The 19,439-nt window shown below is 71.2% G+C and carries 16 protein-coding genes; 9 read left to right on the plus strand and 7 right to left on the minus strand.

Annotation, left to right across the window (positions count from 1 at the left end):
* The first annotated feature begins 11 nt into the window (after positions 1-11).
* The 4 genes from DEJ48_RS22755 (at position 12) to DEJ48_RS22770 (ending at position 4,265) form a co-directional block, all read left to right on the plus strand.
* Positions 12-773, plus strand: a complete 762-nt coding sequence (locus DEJ48_RS22755; RefSeq protein WP_150217933.1) for a DeoR/GlpR family DNA-binding transcription regulator — start codon at positions 12-14, stop codon at positions 771-773.
* Positions 770-1,717: a 1-phosphofructokinase gene (pfkB, locus tag DEJ48_RS22760; RefSeq protein ID WP_150217934.1), complete on the plus strand. Its 948-nt coding sequence runs from the start codon at positions 770-772 to the stop codon at positions 1,715-1,717. Before DEJ48_RS22755 ends, pfkB begins: the two co-directional genes overlap by 4 nt.
* Before the next feature lie 67 nt (positions 1,718-1,784).
* A complete protein-coding gene (locus tag DEJ48_RS22765) occupies positions 1,785-3,878 on the plus strand; it encodes a fructose-specific PTS transporter subunit EIIC (RefSeq protein ID WP_150217935.1) in 2,094 nt (697 codons plus the stop codon).
* A 120-nt stretch (positions 3,879-3,998) separates the two neighbouring features.
* A complete protein-coding gene (locus DEJ48_RS22770; protein ID WP_150217936.1) occupies positions 3,999-4,265 on the plus strand; it encodes a hypothetical protein in 267 nt (88 codons plus the stop codon).
* Between the two features lie 35 nt (positions 4,266-4,300).
* On the opposite strand, the gene DEJ48_RS22775 is transcribed toward DEJ48_RS22770, so the two are convergent.
* From DEJ48_RS22775 to DEJ48_RS22795, 5 genes are all read right to left on the minus strand, one after another.
* Positions 4,301-5,077 (minus strand): DUF6227 family protein, encoded by a 777-nt coding sequence (locus tag DEJ48_RS22775; RefSeq protein ID WP_150217937.1) that lies wholly within the window; start codon positions 5,075-5,077, stop codon positions 4,301-4,303.
* Between the two features lie 195 nt (positions 5,078-5,272).
* A complete protein-coding gene (locus DEJ48_RS22780) occupies positions 5,273-6,451 on the minus strand; it encodes an Ig-like domain-containing protein (RefSeq protein ID WP_150221328.1) in 1,179 nt (392 codons plus the stop codon).
* Between the two features lie 174 nt (positions 6,452-6,625).
* The gene (locus DEJ48_RS22785) at positions 6,626-7,726 is read right to left on the minus strand and encodes a P1 family peptidase (protein WP_223832164.1); all 1,101 of its coding nucleotides are present in this window, start codon (positions 7,724-7,726) and stop codon (positions 6,626-6,628) included.
* A 25-nt stretch (positions 7,727-7,751) separates the two neighbouring features.
* Entirely contained in the window at positions 7,752-8,972 is a 1,221-nt protein-coding gene (locus DEJ48_RS22790) for a low temperature requirement protein A (protein ID WP_150217938.1), read from the minus strand.
* A 32-nt stretch (positions 8,973-9,004) separates the two neighbouring features.
* Entirely contained in the window at positions 9,005-9,730 is a 726-nt protein-coding gene (locus DEJ48_RS22795) for a sirohydrochlorin chelatase (protein WP_150217939.1), read from the minus strand.
* A gap of 326 nt (positions 9,731-10,056) precedes the next feature.
* On the opposite strand from DEJ48_RS22795, the gene nirB reads away from it, so the two are divergent.
* The 5 genes from nirB to DEJ48_RS22820 all read left to right on the plus strand — a co-directional run bounded on the left by nirB (position 10,057) and on the right by DEJ48_RS22820 (position 18,088).
* Positions 10,057-12,807 (plus strand): nitrite reductase large subunit NirB, encoded by a 2,751-nt coding sequence (gene nirB, locus DEJ48_RS22800; protein ID WP_150217940.1) that lies wholly within the window; start codon positions 10,057-10,059, stop codon positions 12,805-12,807.
* Positions 12,808-12,942: 135 nt separating this feature from the next.
* Positions 12,943-14,376 (plus strand): NarK family nitrate/nitrite MFS transporter, encoded by a 1,434-nt coding sequence (locus DEJ48_RS22805; protein WP_150217941.1) that lies wholly within the window; start codon positions 12,943-12,945, stop codon positions 14,374-14,376.
* A gap of 252 nt (positions 14,377-14,628) precedes the next feature.
* Positions 14,629-16,899, plus strand: a complete 2,271-nt coding sequence (gene pflB, locus DEJ48_RS22810) for a formate C-acetyltransferase (RefSeq protein ID WP_150217942.1) — start codon at positions 14,629-14,631, stop codon at positions 16,897-16,899.
* Positions 16,900-17,013: 114 nt separating this feature from the next.
* The gene (gene pflA, locus DEJ48_RS22815; protein WP_150217943.1) at positions 17,014-17,835 is read left to right on the plus strand and encodes a pyruvate formate-lyase-activating protein; all 822 of its coding nucleotides are present in this window, start codon (positions 17,014-17,016) and stop codon (positions 17,833-17,835) included.
* Between the two features lie 37 nt (positions 17,836-17,872).
* Complete coding sequence (locus DEJ48_RS22820) at positions 17,873-18,088, plus strand: hypothetical protein (protein ID WP_150217944.1); 216 nt, start codon at positions 17,873-17,875, stop codon at positions 18,086-18,088.
* Between the two features lie 7 nt (positions 18,089-18,095).
* Here DEJ48_RS22820 and mscL read toward each other — a convergent pair whose 3' ends face one another.
* Together mscL and DEJ48_RS22830 are read right to left on the minus strand one after the other, a co-directional pair.
* Complete coding sequence (gene mscL, locus DEJ48_RS22825) at positions 18,096-18,584, minus strand: large conductance mechanosensitive channel protein MscL (RefSeq protein WP_150217945.1); 489 nt, start codon at positions 18,582-18,584, stop codon at positions 18,096-18,098.
* Between the two features lie 135 nt (positions 18,585-18,719).
* Complete coding sequence (locus DEJ48_RS22830; protein ID WP_317850927.1) at positions 18,720-19,181, minus strand: hypothetical protein; 462 nt, start codon at positions 19,179-19,181, stop codon at positions 18,720-18,722.
* Between the last annotated feature and the right edge of the window lie 258 nt (positions 19,182-19,439).

The raw sequence follows: 19,439 nt of genomic DNA on the forward strand, positions 1-19,439 counted from the left end.
GGCAAACGGACATGTACGCACCGGAGCGGCAGCAGGAGATCCTGCGGCTCGCACGCGACGGCGGCCGCGTCGACGTGCTGTCGCTGGCCGAGGTGTTCCAGGTCACCGCGGAGACCATCCGGCGCGACCTGAAGGCGCTCGACCGGGCCGGACTCGTTCGCCGCGTGCACGGCGGTGCCATACCGGCGGGACGCCTCGACTTCGAGCCCGACCTCGCCGAGCGCGAGGGCACCGCCGCCGACGAGAAGGACCGCATCGCCCACGCCGCGCTCGCCGAACTCCCCGCCGAGGGCAGCGTCGTCCTCGACGCCGGGTCGACCGTCGCGCGGCTCGCGGCGGCGCTCCCGCTGGAGTCGACACTCACCGTCGTCACGCACGGCCTGCCCACGGCCGCCCGCCTCGCCGACCACCCCGGCATCCAGCTCCACCTCATTGGCGGCAGGGTCAGGCAGCGTACGCGCGCGGCGGTCGACGCGTGGGCCCTGCGGGCGTACGGCGAGATCCGTGCCGACGTCCTCTTCCTCGCCGCCAACGGCTTCTCCGCCGAGGCCGGGCTCACCACCCCCGACCTCGCCGAGGCGGCCGTGAAGCGGGCGGCCGTCGCGGCGGCCCGCCGGGTCGTGCTGCTCGCGGACTCCGCCAAGCACGGCCAGGAGCACTTCGCGCGCTTCGGGGACCTCTCCGACGTGGACCTGCTGATCACCGACACCGGCCTGACCGACGACGACGCCGCAGCGATCGAGCGCGGCGGCACGGAAGTAGTACGCGCATGATTCTCACCGTCACCCCCAACCCCTCCCTCGACCGCACCTACGAGGTGCCCGCGCTCGACCGCGGCGAGGTCGTCCGCGCCACCGGCGAGCGCGTGGACCCGGGCGGCAAGGGCGTCAACGTCTCGCGGGCCGTCGCGGCGGCGGGCGTGCGGACCGTCGCCGTACTGCCCCTCGGCGGAGCGCCCGGCGCCCTCGTCGCCCAACTCCTCGACGAGCAGGGCATCGAAGCCGCCCCGGTGCCGGTGGCCGGGCAGACGCGGTCCAACATCGCGGTCGCGGAGCCCGACGGCACACTCACGAAGATCAACGCGCCCGGCCCCGAACTCTCCGACGCGGAGCGGGAACTGCTGCTCGCCACCGTCGGCGAACGGTCGCGCGGCGCCGACTGGATCGCCTGCTGCGGAAGCCTGCCGCGCGGCCTGAAGCCCTCCTGGTACGCGGAGCTCGTGGCCCGCGCGCACGCGGCCGGCGCGCGGATCGCCCTGGACACGTCGGGGCCCGCACTGCTCGCCGCGCTCGCCGAACGCCCCGACGTCGTCAAGCCCAACGTCGAAGAGCTCGCCGAAGCGGTGGGGCGCCCCCTCGCCATGGTCGGCGACGCGGTCGAGGCCGCCGAGGAACTGCGGAAGGCGGGCGCCCACGCGGTCCTCGCCAGCCTCGGCGCCGACGGCCAGCTCCTGGTCGACGTGTCGGGCGCGTACTTCGCGAGCGCCCCCGTCGCCGCCGTACGCAGCAACGTCGGGGCCGGCGACTCCTCCCTCGCCGGTTTCCTGATCGCGGGCGGCTCGGGACCCCGCGCCCTCGCGTCCGCCGTGGCCCACGGCGCGGCGGCGGTCCAGCTCCCCGGCAGCGCGATGCCGACCCCGGCGGATCTGGCGCCGGACGCGGTCACGGTGACGGCGGAGGTCCCGCTGACCCGCGCACTGACGGAGCCCGCCGCATGAACCCGCCTGCCGCCATCCCCTCAACAGCCCCCGCCCACCGGGCGATACGCGTGCAAAGGAGCCCGCGATGAGCGAGATGATCACCGCGGATCTGGTCGACCTCGAACTCGACCTGTCCGCCGAAACCAAGGAAGCCGCGGCCCGCTCCCTCGCCGCACGCATGGTGGCCCTCGGCCGGGTGACCGACCTCGAAGGGTTCCTGGCCGACGTGGCGGCCCGCGAGGCACAGATGCCGACCGGACTGGACGGCGGCATTGGCATCCCGCACTGCCGCAGCGCCCACGTCACCGAGCCGACCCTCGCCTTCGGCCGCTCGGCGCGCGGCATCGACTTCGGTGCGCCGGACGGCCCCGCCGACCTGATCTTCCTGATCGCGGCCCCGGCGGGCGCGGACGACGCCCACCTGACGATCCTGTCGTCGCTGGCCCGGCACTTGATGGACGCGGAGTTCACGGGGGCGCTGCGATCGGCGGAGGACGCGGACGCGGCGGCGGCGCTGATCAGCGGGGAGGACCGGGCAGCGTCGGCGCGCGAGGCATCCGGGGCACGTGAGGCACGTGAGGCGCCCGGCACCTCCGCCGACTCGGAAGCCCCTGCGACTCCCTCCGCCACCCCCGACACCGGCGCCCCCGCCACCCCCGAGACCGCCACCTCCGACGCTCCCGCCACCCCCGCCACCGCGGCCGAGCCCTTCCGCGTCGTGGCCGTCACCTCCTGCCCCACCGGCATCGCCCACACCTACATGGCCGCCGAGTCGCTGGAGAACGCCGCGCGCGAGGCGGGCGTGGAGATCACCGTCGAGACGCAGGGCTCGGCGGGCTTCACCCGGCTCGACCCCGCGGTGATCGCCGCCGCGGACGGCGTCGTGTTCGCCCACGACGTCCCCGTACGCGACAAGGAACGTTTCGCCGGGAAGCCCACCGTCGACGTGGGCGTGAAGGCGGGCATCAACCGCCCCGCGGAACTCCTCACCGAGGTACGGGACAAGGCCGCACGCGGCGAGACCACCGCCCCCACGGGCCCCACCCCCGTCGACAACGCCGGTGACAGCGGCGACGGCTACGGCACCAAGCTCCGCAAATGGCTCATGTCCGGCGTCAGTTACATGGTGCCCTTCGTCGCCGCGGGCGGCCTGCTCATCGCGCTCGGCTTCGCCATCGGCGGCTGGAAGATCGACAAGGCGCCGTCGGTCGCCGAGCACTTCATCTGGACGGACCACACCAGCTGGGCCGCGCTGCTCTTCCAGATCGGCGGGCTCGCCTTCGCCTTCCTCGTACCGGTCCTCGCGGGCTACATCGCGTACGGCATGGCCGACCGCCCCGGCCTGGTCCCCGGCTTCGTCGGCGGTTCGGTGGCCGTCACCATCAACGCCGGCTTCCTCGGCGGTCTCGCCGCGGGCCTGCTCGCTGGAGCCGTCGTCATGGGCATCCAACGGGTCCGCATCCCCGCCGTGCTGCGCGCCATCATGCCGGTCGTGGTGATCCCGCTGATCTCGTCGGCGGTGGTCGGCTTCCTGATGTTCCTCGTCGTCGGCAAGCCCATCGCCTCGCTGCAGAGCGCGCTGACCGACTGGCTGGAGGGGCTCTCCGGGGCCAACGCGGTCATCCTGGGCATCATCCTCGGCCTGATGATGTGCTTCGACCTCGGCGGCCCGCTGAACAAGGTGGCCTACGCCTTCGCGATCGGCGGGCTCACGCACCCGACCGACGGCAGCCTGAAGGTCATGGCCGCGGCGATGGCGGCCGGCATGGTCCCGCCGCTCGCCATGGCGCTCGCCACGACGGTCCGCGGCCGCCTCTTCACCAAGACCGAGCGCGAGAACGGCAAGGCGGCCTGGTTCCTCGGCGCCTCCTTCATCACGGAGGGCGCGATCCCGTTCGCCGCGGCCGATCCGCTGCGCGTCATCCCCGCGTCGATGGCGGGCGGCGCGGTCACCGGCGCCCTGTCGATGGCCTTCGGCTGCACGCTGCGCGCTCCGCACGGCGGTGTCTTCGTGGTCCCGCTGATCGGCCAGCCCCTGCTCTACCTGGTCGCGATCGCCGCCGGCGTCTGTGTCTCGACGGCCGTGGTGGTCCTGCTCAAGGGCGCCAGGAAGACGACGCCTTCGGGCCCGGCCGACGAGGCGGCACCCGCGGAGGAGCGGGTGGCGGCGACGGTCTGAAAGGATCTGAAAGGACCTGACTGGGCAACGGGTCCCGGAGTGTGCGACTTGCGTCACTTCGGGACCTAAGTCCCATTGCCCCCTGTCGAAAGACCCCGCCCCTGTTGTCTACTGGGCCGCATGCTCCAGGATGTCTCGATCGTTCAGCAGATAGGCGTGGCCGTGCTCGCCGTGGCGACCGTCGTCTGGGCCGTCGGCCTGGTGCGGATGATGCGCAGGGACCGATACGAGGGCCCCTTCGACGCCGAGGCGTGGGGGCAGGCGCCGTCACTCCGCGCGCTGCCCGCCCAGCAGGGGCCGCCGCGCAACGAGACCGTCGAGCTCACGGCGGACGAGCGCGCCGCGTTCGCCGGTCTCGTACGACAGTTCGGCGAAGGCCGGAACTAGCCCGCGGAGCCGGCTCCGCGCGCCGGGGTCGCCTGCTAGTTCCGCGCCCGGCGTTCCCGGGTCCACGCGAGGGCCCTGCGCTCCATCGCGGCGCGGGCCGCCTCCTCGGTGTCGTACACCTCGCACATGTGCCGCCCGTCGGGCGTGAGCGTGTGCTCGACCTCCCAGAGGCTGGTCTCGCCGCCGTCGAAGAGCAGGAACGCGTGCTCGTAGAGCGAGAAGCACATCCGCACTTCGCCGGCGAGCTGCGGACGGCCGAAGGCCTGGGTGATCTGGTGCGCGAACGCGGCACGGAGCAGCCGCGCGACGCTCTTGCCGGGCCGGTCGCCGTCCGGGTTCTCCGCGCGGCGCAGGAGCCTGCGCGCGTGGTCCGCGGAGTCGTCCGGAACGTACACATGGCGGGGCTCGGAGTCGGGCGGGAGCTCGAGCAGCACGGGCTTGCCGCACGCGGGCGGGTCGGGCGGCAGCGGCAGCCGCGACGTGGCGACGCCCGCCTCCTCCTCGTCGGCATAGAGCTCGTGCGTCGGGGCGCGGCCCGGCGCGGTGTTGTGGACGAGCTCCCAGAGCGTGAGCACGGACGCGTCGGCGAGCAGCCAGGTGTGTCTGAACGTCTCGCGGTGCAGGCCCGAGCTGTGGTGCGCGGAGTGCAGCGCGCTGCTGTGGGCGAGCGCGGTGCCGAGCCGGACCAGCACCTCGTCCGGCAGGTCGAAGGAGTTCATTGCGCGGCCGAGGAGTCGCTCGAGATGCTCCTCCGGAGAGTGTGGCTCGGGCGACTCGGGTGGCTCGTACGCAGTGTCGTACGGAACGCTCAAGGCTTCTCCCGGCGTTGCTACATGTCACCTGGTGAGTGCATACCGTAGCCCCTGGGTCGGACATCATGCCCGGGAACCGGAAAACGCGCGAGCGCAAGGCCCGGGAATCGGAAAACGCGCGAGCCACGCGGGAAGTTCCCGCGTGGCTCGCTCAGTTGGTGTGCGGCGCGCAGGCGGCCGCAGGGGGCGCGTGCGTCAGCTCGCGCTACCCGCCGTCCACTCGCTCCAGGACATGTTCCAGCCGTTGAGGCCGTTGTCCGGGGCGATGGTCTTGTCGGGGGAGCCCTTGACCGTCACGATGTCGCCGATCATGGAGTTGTTGAAGAACCAGGCGCCCTGCGTGTTGGGGTCGCCCGCGCCGCGCGCGTCCTGGAGGCCGACGCAGCCGTGGCTGGTGTTGGCGCTGCCGAAGATCGAGGGCGAGCCCCAGTAGTTGCCGTGGATGAAGGTGCCCGACGTGGACAGCCGCATGGCGTGCGGCACGTCCTTGATGTCGTACTCACCGCCGAAGCCCACCGTGTCACCGTTCATCCGGGTCTGGGTGAACTTCTCCGAGATGACCATCTTGCCGTTGTACGTCGGGTTCGACGGGCTGCCCGCGGAGATCGGCACGGACTTGATGACCTTGCCGTCCCGTTCGACCGTCATCTTCTTGGCCTGCACGTCGACCGTGGAGACCTGCGCGCGGCCGACGGTGAAGGTGACCGTCTTGTTCTGCACGCCGGTGACGCCGTCCGCGCCCTTCACGCCGTCCAGGTTGATCTTCATGGTGACCTTGGAGCCGGCCTTCCAGTAGTCCTCGGGACGGAAGTCCAGGCGCTGGTTGCCGAACCAGTGGCCGACGACCTTCTGGCCGCTGTCGGACGTCACCGTGATGTGCGACTGGACGTCCTTCTTCTCCGTGATCGCCTTGTCGAAGTTGAAGGAGACCGGCATGCCGACACCGACCTTGGCGCCGCCGTCGGGCGCGTAGGTGCCGATGAAGCTGTTGGCGGAGGAGACCGTGGTGAACGTGGCGTTCTCGGTCGCCGCGTTGCCCTTCGCGTCCTTGGCGTTCGCCGTCACCTTGTACTTCGTGCCGCGCTCCAGCTGTGCCTTCGGCTTCCAGGAGGAGCCGTCGCCGGAGATGGCGCCCTCGACCGCCGCGCCGGACGTCACCGACGTCATCTTCACGTCGGTCAGCTTGCCGCCCTTGACCTTGACGCCGGTGGCGTTGATCGAGGCGTCGGTGGCGCCGTCCTTGGACGAGATGGTGATGTCGGCGCCCTTGGCGGCCGCCGAGTTTCCGCCCTTCTTGTCGTCCTTGGCATCGGCGTCGCCACCGCAGGCCGTGAGGGTCAGCGCGCCCACGGCGGCGAGCGCGGTGGCGGCCATCAGGGCACGGCGCCGGGGGTTGACTATGACCGACCTTGTCACGGGCTGCTCCAAGTACGTGTTCTGACTCAGTACGAGTTAAGAGCGGCCTGTGCCCGGGCTGGTTCCGGCCCGACGATGTGAGTGTGAGCACATTCGGTGAAGCCAACGTGCCCTGTTGCAGGGCGATTTGGGCTACTTACCCCGGTTGTTCCGACTGTCCTCCTGCTTCCCGTACAGCTCGACGTACGACGGGAAGATCCCGCCCGGCGTCTCCACGGAGTCCGCCGCCAGCATCGCCCGTGTGATCGCCTCCGTCACCAGGTCCGCGCCCGCAGCCAGGATCTCGTTGAGGGCGAGCGGGTTCCCGGCGGCCAGGGCGCGCTCGCCCGTCGCGAGGGCGAAGACCGTGTCGCCGTCGTTGAGGAGGTGGACGGGACGCACCGCGCGCGCCATGCCGTCGTGCGACGTGCCCGCCAGCTTCTGCGCCTGCGCCTTGGTGAGTTCGGCGTCCGTGGCGACCACGGCGAGGGTGGTGTTCAACGGCTGCGGCCCGTTCTGCGCCGCGGTCTCGGCGAGCCGCCGGTTCGCCTCCTCGTGCACCTCGGGCGCCGGGTATCCGACCCGCCGCCCCCTGAAGTACTCCCCGTACAGCACCCCCGTCCCCGGGTCCACCGCCGACCCCGCGGCGTTCGCCACCGCCAGCGCGGCGACCGTGATCCCCGAGTCCAGGCGCACGCTCGCGCTGCCGACCCCGCCCTTGAACCTGCCGACCAGCGCACCCGTGCCCGCCCCCACGTTGCCCTCCACGACCGGCGTGAACGGCTCCTTGCGCGCGGCGTCCTCGACCGCGGCGCGGCCCGTCGCCGCGTCGGGGCGGGCCCTGAAGTCGCCGCCCCGGCCCAGGTCGAAGACGCAGGCGGCCGGGACGACGGGCACGACGTGCGTGGGGTCGGGGCCCACCCGCACGCCCCGCCCCCGCTCCTCCAGCCACGCCACGACGCCGGACGCGGAGTCGAGGCCGTACGCACTGCCGCCCGTGAGGACGACCGCCTCGACGCGCTGCACCAGATTGCGCGGGTCGAGGGCGTCCGTCTCGCGCGTACCGGGCCCGCCGCCGCGTACATCCACGGCGGCGACGGCCCCGCCCTCGGGGGCGAGGACCACGGTGGTGCCGGTGAGCCGGCCGCCGCCGGTCCGTGTGGCGTGGCCGACCCGCAGGCCCGCGACATCGGTCAGGGAGTCGGACATCGGCCGGAACTCGGCTCCGACCGGACCAGCGGAAGCAGATGTCATGAAGCAGGCGTACCACGCCCCGCCGTCACGAGCGCCGCGCCATCCGGGTGGTGAGCGTCACCCCCGTCGCGACGGTCGCCGCGGTGACAAGGCCCGCCACCAGCACCGCCCAGCGGCCCGCGAACGTACTCGCGAGCACCGCCAAGGCGCTCACCGGCAGCACCAGTTGCTGCGCCACCCCCACCTTGAAGTAACGGGAGTGCAGCGCCCACACCGTCACCAGATAGAGCGCCGTCGGCACGGTCACCGCGGCGGACGCCGCCACCGTCGAGATGTGCGCCTCGCCCACGGCCTGTTCGACCGCCACCTCGATCCCGGCCCCGATCGCCGCCGCCGAGCCCAGGATCACGTAGTGGCCGTAGCCCCACAGGAGCGCCTGACGGTTGCTCCGCAGGCGGCCGTGGATGGGCACGACGAAGTAGATCCACCACGCGGCGAACACGATGAGCAGTCCGCCCGCCGCGATCGGCAGCAACTCGTCCAGCGCGTCGTTCTCCTTGATGCCCGACTTCACCGCGACGGTCGCCGCAGCGATGGTCTCGCCGAGCACGATGATGGTGAACAGCCCGTACCGCTCCGAGATGTGATGCGGGTGCCACGCCGTCGTGTACGCGTGCTCCGCGATGACCGGCACGCTCAGCTCCGCGACCGCCATGACGAGGAACAGCCAGGGCCTGCCGCCCTCCGGCAGGAACAGCAGCCCCGTCCAGCCGACCTGACAGATCAGCACGCCCGCCGCGTACCGCAGGGCCGTCCCGCGCTCCGCCCCCGTCGCCGCGCGCGCGACGCGCAGCCACTGCGTGGTGAGGGCGATCCGCATGATCAGGTAGCCGAGCCAGACCAGCAGGAAGTTGTGGTCCTCGAAGGCCCGCGAGACCCCGGCGGCGAAGACCAGGACACCGGCGATCTGGATCAGCGTCACCACGCGGTACAGCGCGTCGTCGTTGTCGTACGCCGAGGCGAACCACGAGAAGTTGACCCAGGCCCAGAACATCGCGAAGAAGAGCATCGCGTAGTTGAGGATGCCCTCGCCCACGTGTCCCTCGGCGACGGCATGCACCAGCTCGGCACCGGCCTGCGCCACCGCCACGACGAAGCACAGGTCGAAGAAGAGCTCCAGCGGTGTCGCCGCGCGATGCTCCTCGTCGCGGCCGCGGGCCAGGAGCGGCCGCAATGGTTTGGTGAAGGGCGAGGCGGGCGAGGCGGGCGAGCCGGGCGAGCCGGGTGAGGCGGGTGAGCTGGTCATGTCCTCCAGGACAACAGAGGGAGTGCGCCGAATCAGGCTGCGGCGCCGAGCCGCACGACAGGGCCACCCGGGCGATGCAAAGCGCTCTCGTACCGGCGCAGGACCAGCCTCGCGATCTCGGGGTGATCGGCGATCGGGTCGGCCACCGCGTCGGCCCCGGCTTCGGCGAGCGCCGTCGCGAACCGCCCCGGCGCCAGCAGATGCGCGGCCACCGCCACGTTCCGATACCCGGCACCCCGCAACCGCGCCACCGCCTCCGGCACGGTGGGCCCGGCCGACGAGCAGTACGCCCCGCACACCGGCACCCCGCGCAGCAGCTGTCGCAGCTGCCGGACGGCGACCCGCGCCCCGCCGTTGCCCCCGGGCCGCGACGAGCCGGCGGCCGCGAGGACCACGGCGTCGGCCCGCACGCCCGCCCGTCGCTCCGCCTGCTGAAGCCGGTCGCGCAGCGCGAGCGCCACGGCATGGTCGCCGCTGAGCCCGTCGGTGAGCAGGCAGTGTCCGGCGTGGCGGTGGACGACGGTGGGGATGTCGACCGTGCGGTGGTAACCGTCGCCGAGGAGGAGGGGCACGACGACGGCGCCGTCCCGCAGCACCTCGGCGAGGGAGGGGGCCTGGTGGTCGAGGTGGCCGAGGGCGGGCCGCACCCCGCCGAGCTCCTCGACCCGGTCGCAGAGCCGCTCCAGCGTGAACGCGGCACCGGGCGCCGCACTGCCGTGCACGGCGAGCACCAGCGCTGGAACTGTGTCAGGTCGCACTGTCCACCCCACCCGGAGCCGCAGAACTCAGGACCACGGCGAGCAGGCCCGGGGCGGGACAGTGGTGTCGTCGCACGCCCGCCCCGGAAACCGCATCGCGGCGGGCTGCGGTGGTGGTCGGGAGGCAGCCCGTCGTTCACGACGCTATGCCCGCGCCCCACGGGCCGACACCGCCAAAAGCCCTGTCCATGAGGGACGTTGGGCCCGGTCGGTCGGGACCTTGGCGGCACGGCGCCGTGCCGCCACCGGCCTACCGTCGGAGAGAAGATCCCCTCCCCGGGGCCGCCCGGCAGGGGATTCCCTCTGCGCGACGGAGTGTGACTCCCATGACCCAGAACCTGGTGCTCATCGGCCACGGAATGGTGGGGCACCGTTTCCTGGAGACACTCGCGGAGCGCGACGCGCTCGCCGGTCCCACGGCCCCGGACGGCCCGGGCTGGCAGGTGACCGTGCTCGCCGAGGAGGACAGGCCCGCGTACGACCGGGTCCACCTCTCCTCCGCCTTCACCGGCGCCACCGACGCGGAACTCGCCCTGTGCGACACCGGGTTCATCGCCCGCCACGGCATCGACCTGCGGCTCGGCGACCCCGCAGAGCGCATCGACACCGCGGCCCGCACGGTCACCACGACATCCGGCGCCACCGTCCCCTATGACGTCCTGGTCATCGCCACCGGCTCCTACCCCTTCGTGCCGCCCATCCAGGGCGCCGACGCGACCGGCTGCTTCACCTACCGCACCCTGTACGACGTCGAGACCCTCTCCGCGTACGCCTCCGCGGAGACCCGGACCACGGGCGTCGTCATCGGCGGCGGACTCCTCGGCCTGGAGGCCGCGGGCGCCCTGCGCACCCTCGGACTCCGCACTCATGTCGTCGAGTTCGCGCCCCGGCTCATGCCGCTCCAGGTCGACGACGGAGGCTCCGCCGCCCTGCGGGCCACCATCGAATCGATGGGCGTGTCCGTGCACACCGGTGTCGGGGCGAGCCGGGTCGACATGGACGAGGAGGGAGCCGTGCGCGCGCTGTGCCTGAGCGACGGCCGCACCCTCGACACCGACGTCGTCGTCTTCTCCGCCGGCGTACGCCCCCGGGACCGCCTCGCCCGTGAGGCGGGCCTCGTCGTGGGGGACCGGGGCGGCATCGTCGTCGACGAGCACTGCCGAACCACCGACCCCTTCGTCTACGCGATCGGCGAGTGCGCCCAGGGTGCCGACGGCCGCGTCTACGGTCTGGTGGCCCCCGGCTACCAGATGGCCGAGGCGGCCGCCGACGCCCTCGCCGGGGACGGCACCGCCGTCTTCACCGGGGCCGACACCTCCACCAAGCTGAAGCTGATGGGCGCCGACGTCGCCTCCTTCGGCGACCCGTTCGCGCCCGAGGGCGCGGAGGGCGGCGCCGTGTCCGTCGTCTTCTCCGACACCCGCGAGGGCGTCTACAAAAAGCTGCTGCTCGGGCCCGAGGGGCAGCTGCTCGGCGGCATCCTCGTCGGCGACGCAGAGGCCTACGGCACCCTGAAGCCGCACGCCGGCCGCCCCCTGCCGGCACCTCCCGAGGCATACGTCCTGCCCGCCACCGGCGTGGAACTCCCGGGCGCCGACACCCTGCCCGACGACGCCGTCGTCTGCAGCTGCCACAACGTCACCAAAGGCGCCGTCCGCGCCGCCGTCGCCGAGAACTCCCTCACCGACATCGGCGGCATCAAGCGGTGCACCAAGGCAGGAACGGGCTGTGGCGGCTGTCTCTCCACCCTGCAGTCCGTGCTCGACGCGGAGCTCACCGCCGCCGGGGTCGAGCGGCCGAAGGGTTTGTGCGAACACTTCGCGCTGACGCGCGCAGAGATCTACGAGACGGTCCGCACCGAGCACATCCGCTCGTTCGCCGAGCTGATGCGCAAGCACGGCCTGGGCGGCGAGGGCTGCACCGTCTGCAAGCCGGTCGTCGGGAACGTCCTCGGCACCCTCGCCCCCGAACTGGGACTCGGCCACGTCCTGGACGGCGAGCAGGCCGCACTCCAGGACTCCAACGACGTCTTCCTCGCCAACCTCCAGAAGGACGGCACCTACTCCGTCGTCCCTCGCGTCCCCGGCGGCGAGATCACCCCCGCCCAGCTCATCGCGATCGGTGAGGTCGCCCGCGACTTCGACCTCTACACGAAGATCACCGGCGGTCAGCGCATCGACCTCTTCGGCGCCCGCGCGGACCAGCTCCCCGCCATATGGCGCCGCCTGGTCGCCGTCGGCCTGGAGTCCGGCCACGCCTACGGAAAGTCCCTGCGCACGGTGAAGTCCTGCGTCGGCGCGAAGTTCTGCCGGTTCGGGCAGGGCGACTCCGTGCAGCTCGCCATCGACCTGGAGCTGCGCTACCGCGGCCTGCGCACCCCCCACAAGATCAAGGGCGGCGTCTCCGGATGCCTGCGCGAGTGCGCCGAGGCCCGCGGCAAGGACATCGGCGTCATCGCCACGGCCAACGGCTGGAACCTCTACGTCGGCGGCAACGGCGGCACCCGCCCGCGCCACGCCGATCTCCTCGCCGCCGACCTGACCACCGCCGAACTTCTCCGCCTCGTCGACCGGTTCCTCATGTACTACCTGCGCACCGGCGAGCGCCTGGAGCGCACCGCGCCGTGGTTCGAGCGCATCGGCGGCCTCGACCACCTGAAGGCCGTCCTGATCGACGACTCGCTCGGCATCTGCGGCGAACTGGAGGCCCAGATGGACCGCCACGCGGCGGCCTACCGTGACGAGTGGCAGGCGGTCCTCGCGGACCCGCAGGCGCTTGCCCGCTTCGAGCAGCACCTCGCGCAGCCGTCTCCCGAGTTCCTGGAGCCGGGCCGCGGCCGGGCGGCAGTGCTGCCCGACGGCACCGAGGCAGCGCTGTTCAAGGACGGCGAAGGGCGGGTGTACGCCGTCGGCAACCGTGACCCGTTCTCGGGGGCCGACGTGATCGCCCACGGCATCCTCGGCACCCGCGGCGGCCGCACCGTCGTGGCCTCGCCGATGTACAAGCAGGAATTCGACCTGCGGACCGGGGAGTGCCTGGACGACCCGTCGGTCCGGCTGCCGGTCCACGAGGTCTGAAGTCCCCCCGCTTTTGCGGACTTCGGCCCGGTCGGGAGGTGTCCTCCGCCTCTGCTCCCGGCCGCCCGTAAGTCGGAAGGTGGACATGTCAGGCCCCGAAGCAAGGTCGGGACCCTGAGCGAACGGGAACCCAACATGAGATCGCCTGCCGCCCAAGCAGCGCCCACCGCGCCCACGGCCACGTCGTACGACCCCGGGCAGTACCGGCCCGGCAAGACCATCACCGACTGGGAGCCGGAGAACGAACTCTTCTGGAAGTCCACCGGCAAGAAGGTCGCCGCCCGCAACCTGTGGATCGCGGTCCCCGCCCTGCTGGTGGCGTTCGTGGTCTGGCAGGTGTGGTCGGTGACGGCGACCAACCTGAAGGACGTCGGCTTCGGCTTCTCCACCTCCCAGCTGTTCTGGCTGACGGCGGTCCCGGGCCTGACGGGCGGCACGGCCCGCATCTTCTACACCTTCCTCGGCCCGATGATCGGGCAGCGTCGCTTCACCGCGCTCTCCACCCTGGTCCTGGTCGTCCCGCTGATCTGGCTCGGCATCGCGGTCCAGAATCCCGACACCTCGTACGGCGTGATGATCGCCATCGCGGCCCTCTGCGGCATCGGCGGCGCGAACTTCGCCTCGTCGCTCGCCAACATCGGCTTCTTCTTCCCGAAGAAGGACAAGGGCAACGCGACCGGCATCAACGGCGGCCTGGGCAACCTCGGTGTCTCCGTCGTCCAGCTGCTCACCCCCATCGTCATCACCAGCTCGGTCATCGCGGTCGGTTCGGCCCAGCACAAGGCCGACGGCACACCGGTCTGGCTGCAGAACGCGGCGTTCCTGTGGGTGCCGGTCCTGGTGATCCTGGCCGCCGTCGCCTGGTTCGGCCAGAACGACCTCAAGGTGGCGTCGACCCCCTTCAGCCAGCAGAAGATCATCTTCAAGCGCAAGCACAACTGGCTGATGACCTGGCTCTACGTCGGAACCTTCGGCTCCTTCATCGGCTTCGCCGCGGCCCTGCCGATGCTCATCAAGACCACCTTCACCCCGATCGACGCGGCCTACTCCGCGGCCACCTACGCCTGGATGGGCCCGGCCGTGGGCGCGCTCGCCCGCTGGGCCGGCGGCTGGATCGCCGACAAGATCGGCGGCGCGAGGGTCACCATCATCTCGTTCGTCGGCATGGCGCTCTCGATCATCGGCGTCATCAACTTCCTCCCGTCCGGCGGCGACGACGGCAACTTCTGGGGCTTCTTCGCCTGCTTCCTGCTCGCGTTCTTCTTCTCGGGCATCGGCAACGGCTCCACGTTCCGCCAGATCCCGGTGATCTTCCGCAACCAGCACCTGAAGGGCCTGTCCGAGGGCACGCCCGAGTACGCGAAGGCGCTGAAGCAGTCGGAGATGGAGGCGGGCGCCGTCACCGGCTTCACCTCCGCCATCGCGGCGTACGGGTTCTTCTTCATCCCGGCGATGTTCGCCAACTTCGCCGTCACCAGCGCGATGTGGGGCTTCGTGGCCTTCTACGTCAGCTGCATCGCGGTCGCCTGGTGGTTCTACGCCCGCAAGGGCGCCGAGTCGCCCAGCTGACGCCTGGCTCCACACCCTCTTCCCGGTCGCTCCGTACCACGGAGCGGCCGGGAATTTCTTGTGAATGGATTCACAAGCGAACTTAGGTCCAAAGTCCCGCAAGAAATGCCAGGTCAGGGCAGGTGTGCGGGTTCCAGCTCGAAGGAATCGGGGACCATCGGTCCCTGATCGAGGACCATTGCCGACCCTTTGATCGATCACACAGGAGTGGAATGGAGGTGTACCGAAGAAGCGATACGGAAGGTGCGGGTCATGACTGCCACTCCTGCGGAAGCGACTGTGAACGGCGGGGCCTGGGACGGCTTCAAGGGCGGTCTGTGGCGGGACGCCATCGACGTCCGTGACTTCGTGCAGCAGAACTACACCCCCTACGAAGGCGACGGCTCCTTCCTGGCCGGCCCGACCGAACGCACCACCGGGGTCTGGCAGAAGCTCCTCTCGATGTTCCCCACGGAGATCGAGCGCGGCATCTACGACGTCGACGTGAAGACCCCCTCGCGCATCGACGCCTTCCGACCCGGCTACATCGACGGCACCGCCGCCGACCACCAGGACCTGATCGTCGGCCTGCAGACCGACGCCCCGCTCCGCCGCGCGATCATGCCCAACGGCGGCTGGCGCATGGTGGAAGGCGCCCTCAACGCCTACGGCTACGAGGCCGACCCCGAGGTCCGGGACATCTACACGCACCTGCGCAAGACCCACAACGAAGGCGTCTTTGACGCCTACACGCCCGAGATCCGCGCCTGTCGCTCGTCCGGCATCATCACCGGCCTGCCCGATGCCTACGGCCGCGGCCGCATCATCGGCGACTACCGCCGCGTCGCCCTCTACGGAGTCGACCACCTGATCGCCGCGAAGGAGGCCGACAAGGCCGCACTCGGCGAGGAGTGGGCCACCGAGGACGTCATCCGGGGCCGCGAGGAGATCTCCGAGCAGATCAAGGCCCTCAAGGAACTCAAGGCCATGGCGATGTCGTACGGCTACGACATCTCGAAGCCCGCCACCACTGGCCGCGAGGCCATCCAGTGGCTGTACTTCGCCTACCTCGCCGCGGTGAAGGAGCAGAACGGCGCGGCCATGTCGATCGGCCGCATCGACAACTTCCTCGACATCTACCTGCAGCGCGACATCGACGCGGGCCGCATCACCGAGGAAGAGGCCCAGGAGTTCATCGACGACTTCGTCATCAAGCTCCGCATCGTCCGCTTCCTGCGCACCCCCGAGTACAACGAGGGCTTCTCCGGCGACCCGACCTGGGTCACCTGGTCGATGGCCGGCATCGGCGAGGACGGCCGCCCGCTCGTCTCGCGCACCACCTTCCGCGCCCTGCAGACCCTCTACAACCTCGGCCCCGCCCCCGAGCCGAACCTCACGGTGTTCTGGTCGCAGCAGCTGCCCCAGGGCTTCAAGGAGTTCGCCTCCCAGGTCGCCATCGACACCTCGGCCATCCAGTTCGAGTCCGACGAGCTGATGCGCCCCAAGTACGGCGACGACACCGCGATCGCCTGCTGCGTCTCCGCGATGGCCGTCGGCAAGCAGATGCAGTTCTTCGGCGCCCGCGTGAACGTCGCCAAGGCACTCCTCTACGCGATCAACGGCGGCCGCGACGAGAAGTCCGGCAAGACCGTCGTGCAGGGCTTCACGCCCATCGAGGACGAGTATCTGGACTACGCGACCGTCGTGAAGCAGTACGACGCGATGCTCGACTGGCTCGCCAAGACGTACGTCCACGCGCTGAACGTCATCCACTACATGCACGACAAGTACGCCTACGAGCGCATCGAGATGGCGCTGCACGACCAGGAGATCCTGCGCACCATGGCGTGCGGCATCGCGGGCCTCTCCGTCGCCGCCGACTCGCTCTCGGCGATCAAGCACGCCAAGGTCAAGGTGATCCGCGACGAGACCGGCCTCGCCGTCGACTACGAGATCGAGGGCGACTACCCGGCCTTCGGCAACAACGACGACCGAGCCGACGAGATCGCGCGGCGCATCGTGCACGACTTCATGCAGAAGGTCCGCAAGCACCCCACCTACCGCGACGCGGTGCACACCCAGTCGGTGCTGACCATCACCTCGAACGTCGTCTACGGCAAGAAGACCGGCAACACCCCCGACGGCCGCCGCGCGGGCATGCCGTTCGCCCCGGGCGCCAACCCGATGAACGGCCGCGACGAGCACGGCTACATCGCCTCGGCGATGTCGGTCGCCAAGCTGCCCTACGACGACGCCGAGGACGGCATCTCGCTGACCAACACCATCACCCCGGACGCGCTCGGCCGCACCCCCGAGGAGCGGACCGCGAACCTCGCCGGAGTCCTGGACGGCTTCATGGCCAGCAACGGCTTCCACATGAACGTCAACGTGCTGAACAAGGCGACCCTGGAGGACGCCATGGAGCACCCGGAGAACTACCCGCAGCTGACCATCCGGGTCTCCGGATACGCGGTCAACTTCATCCGGCTCACCCGCGACCAGCAGCTCGACGTCATCAACCGCACCTTCCACGGCTCCCTCTGAGCCACCGGCTCCCTCCGGGGAGCCGCCCCCGAACCGCGGCCCCGGGGCCAGGCCCTCACCCCGGCCCCGGGCGCCGCGCACTCCGCTTCCTGCCAGTAGTCCAGGAGTCACGCCATGGCTGTCCTGCTCGGAACCGACATCCCCGTGCGCCCCCGCACCAGCGACGACGACGCGGTCACCCCCGCCGCGGCCGCCACCCACCGCCCGGTCACCGGCTCGATCCACTCCTGGGACCTGTCCACCGGCGTCGACGGACCGGGGTCGCGCTTCGTCACGTTCCTCGCCGGCTGCCCCCTCAGCTGCCTGTACTGCCACAACCCCGACACCTGGCGGATGCGGAACGGCAAGCGGACCACCGCGGACGCCGTGATCGCGGAGGCCGCCAAGTACACGAAGTTCATCTCCGCGGCCGGGGGCGGGGCCACCGTCAGCGGCGGCGAACCCCTCCTGCAACCCGTCTTCACCGGCGAGCTGCTCCATCGCCTCAAGCACGAGCTGGGCCTGCACACCGCACTCGACACGTCCGGCTTCCTCGGCGCACGCGCCACCGACGCCCTGCTCCGCGACGTCGACCTGGTCCTGCTCGACATCAAGTCCTGGGACCCCGACACGTACCGCGAGGTCACCGGCCGCCCCCTGGAGCCCACCCTCGACTTCGCGCACCGCCTCGCCGACCTGGGCCAGGAGACCTGGGTGCGCTTCGTCCTCGTCCCCGGACTGACCGACGACCCGGCGAACATCGAGGGCGTCGCCCGGTTCGCCGCCTCGCTCGGCAACATCTCGCGCGTCGACGTGCTGCCCTTCCACAAGCTGGGGGAGGCGAAGTGGGACGCGCTCGGCAAGGACTTCACGCTGCGCGACACTCCTTCGCCCACCCCGGAGCAGGTGGCCGCTGCCAAGGAGATCTTCGCAGCTCAGGGCCTCAAGGCCGTATAAATCGAGGGGGCGGCGGCGGCCGACGTACCCTGGAGGCATGAGTACCGCCCCCGCCCCCGAGCCGCGCGATCCGGACGAGCCGACGCCCAGGCCGAAGGCCAAGCCGAAGAACGCGCTGGTCTTTGAAGACCCGCTGGCGCAGCAGTCATCGGACGACACGGACCGTGGGTGGGGCGAGCGGGCCGACACCCGCGGCGACAGCGCGGCCGACCTCGCGCGCTTCCTCGACGAGAAGCCGCCCCACCACCTCTGAGTCCGGGCTACTCCTCGCGCGGCCGCGAGTCGCGCGAGCCGCGCTGCGCCACCAGCTCGTCGCGGATCTCCTTGAGCACCTCCAGCTCGGAGACCTCGATGACCTCCTTCGTGCCCTCCCTCTCGGCCTTCTTGGCCGCCACCCGCGCCAGGTACTTGGCCATGGGCAGCACCATCAGGAAGTACACGACGGCCGCGGTGATCACGAAGCTGAGGACCGCGCTGAGCACGGGGCCCCACATGATCGGGATGCCCTTGACGACCTCGCCCGCCGCGTTCGTCTCGCAGGGAGCCTTCAGGCACGAGCGGTAGTGATCGAGGTCCTTCGTGCCGAAGGCGCCGACGAGCGGGTTGATGACGCCCTTCACCACCGAGTTCACGATGTTCGTGAAGGCGGCTCCGATGACCACCGCGACCGCCAGGTCGACGACATTGCCGCGCATCAGGAAGGCCTTGAAGCCCTCCCAGACGCCCGGTTCCTTCTTCTCGCTCACCACGAGGCCTTTCGTTGCATGTGCGGGTTGCGGAACAAACGACTTCGCAACCTACGTGAGAGCCCGGCCGACCTGTCCAATTGACTCGCACGAACCAGCGACTTGACAGGCCCTGAGTGCGATCGTGAACGTTCCGCCTCATCGGAGGGTCACCGCCAGACGCGTGCTCGCCCCGGCCCCGGCCAGCCGTGCCGCCGCGTCCCTCGGAACGGACAGCGCCACCAACGCGCCGCTCTCGACGGGGCCTTCCCCCGGCTCCGGCACGGCGGCCACCCGGGCCCCGGACGCCACCACCCGCGGCTCGGCTCCGCCCGAGGGCGACCCATCGGCGGCGATCACGTCGACCCGGTCGCCGGGCCGCAGCAGGCGCACGGTGTCCGCGTCCGCGATGCGCACGGGTGCGGTCACCGCGGCCGCGGAACGATCGGCCGCAGCGGTGGCAGCCGTGACCCGGTGCGGCGCGGGCGCATCCCCCTGAACCACCCCCCGCGGGACCGTGCTCGCCAGCGCCGCCGCGGTCATCGCGAGGCCCACGGCCATCACCCGCCGTCTGTGCCGCAGCAGCCGGTCGAGCCGCGGCCACCCGCCGCGCACCCGCACGGGCGGGAAGGGAGGGACCCGGCGACCCTCGGGCCGTACGTGATCCAGGGATCGTGCGTGATCTTCGGTTCGGGTGTGAATTTCGGGTCGGGTCTGAGGAGGGACGTGCGTCACGACAACCACCGCCTGCGATGCGAGGAGCTCGGCTTCCGCTCTCACGATGCAGGCCCGCGCCGATCCTCGCTGAGCCCGGTGGACTACCCGCCGGTTGTGGACAACTCCCTCACGCGAACGTGGGCTTCCACCTGTGCACACGCC

The organism is Streptomyces venezuelae (assembly GCF_008642315.1).
GTDB lineage: Bacteria > Actinomycetota > Actinomycetes > Streptomycetales > Streptomycetaceae > Streptomyces > Streptomyces venezuelae_D.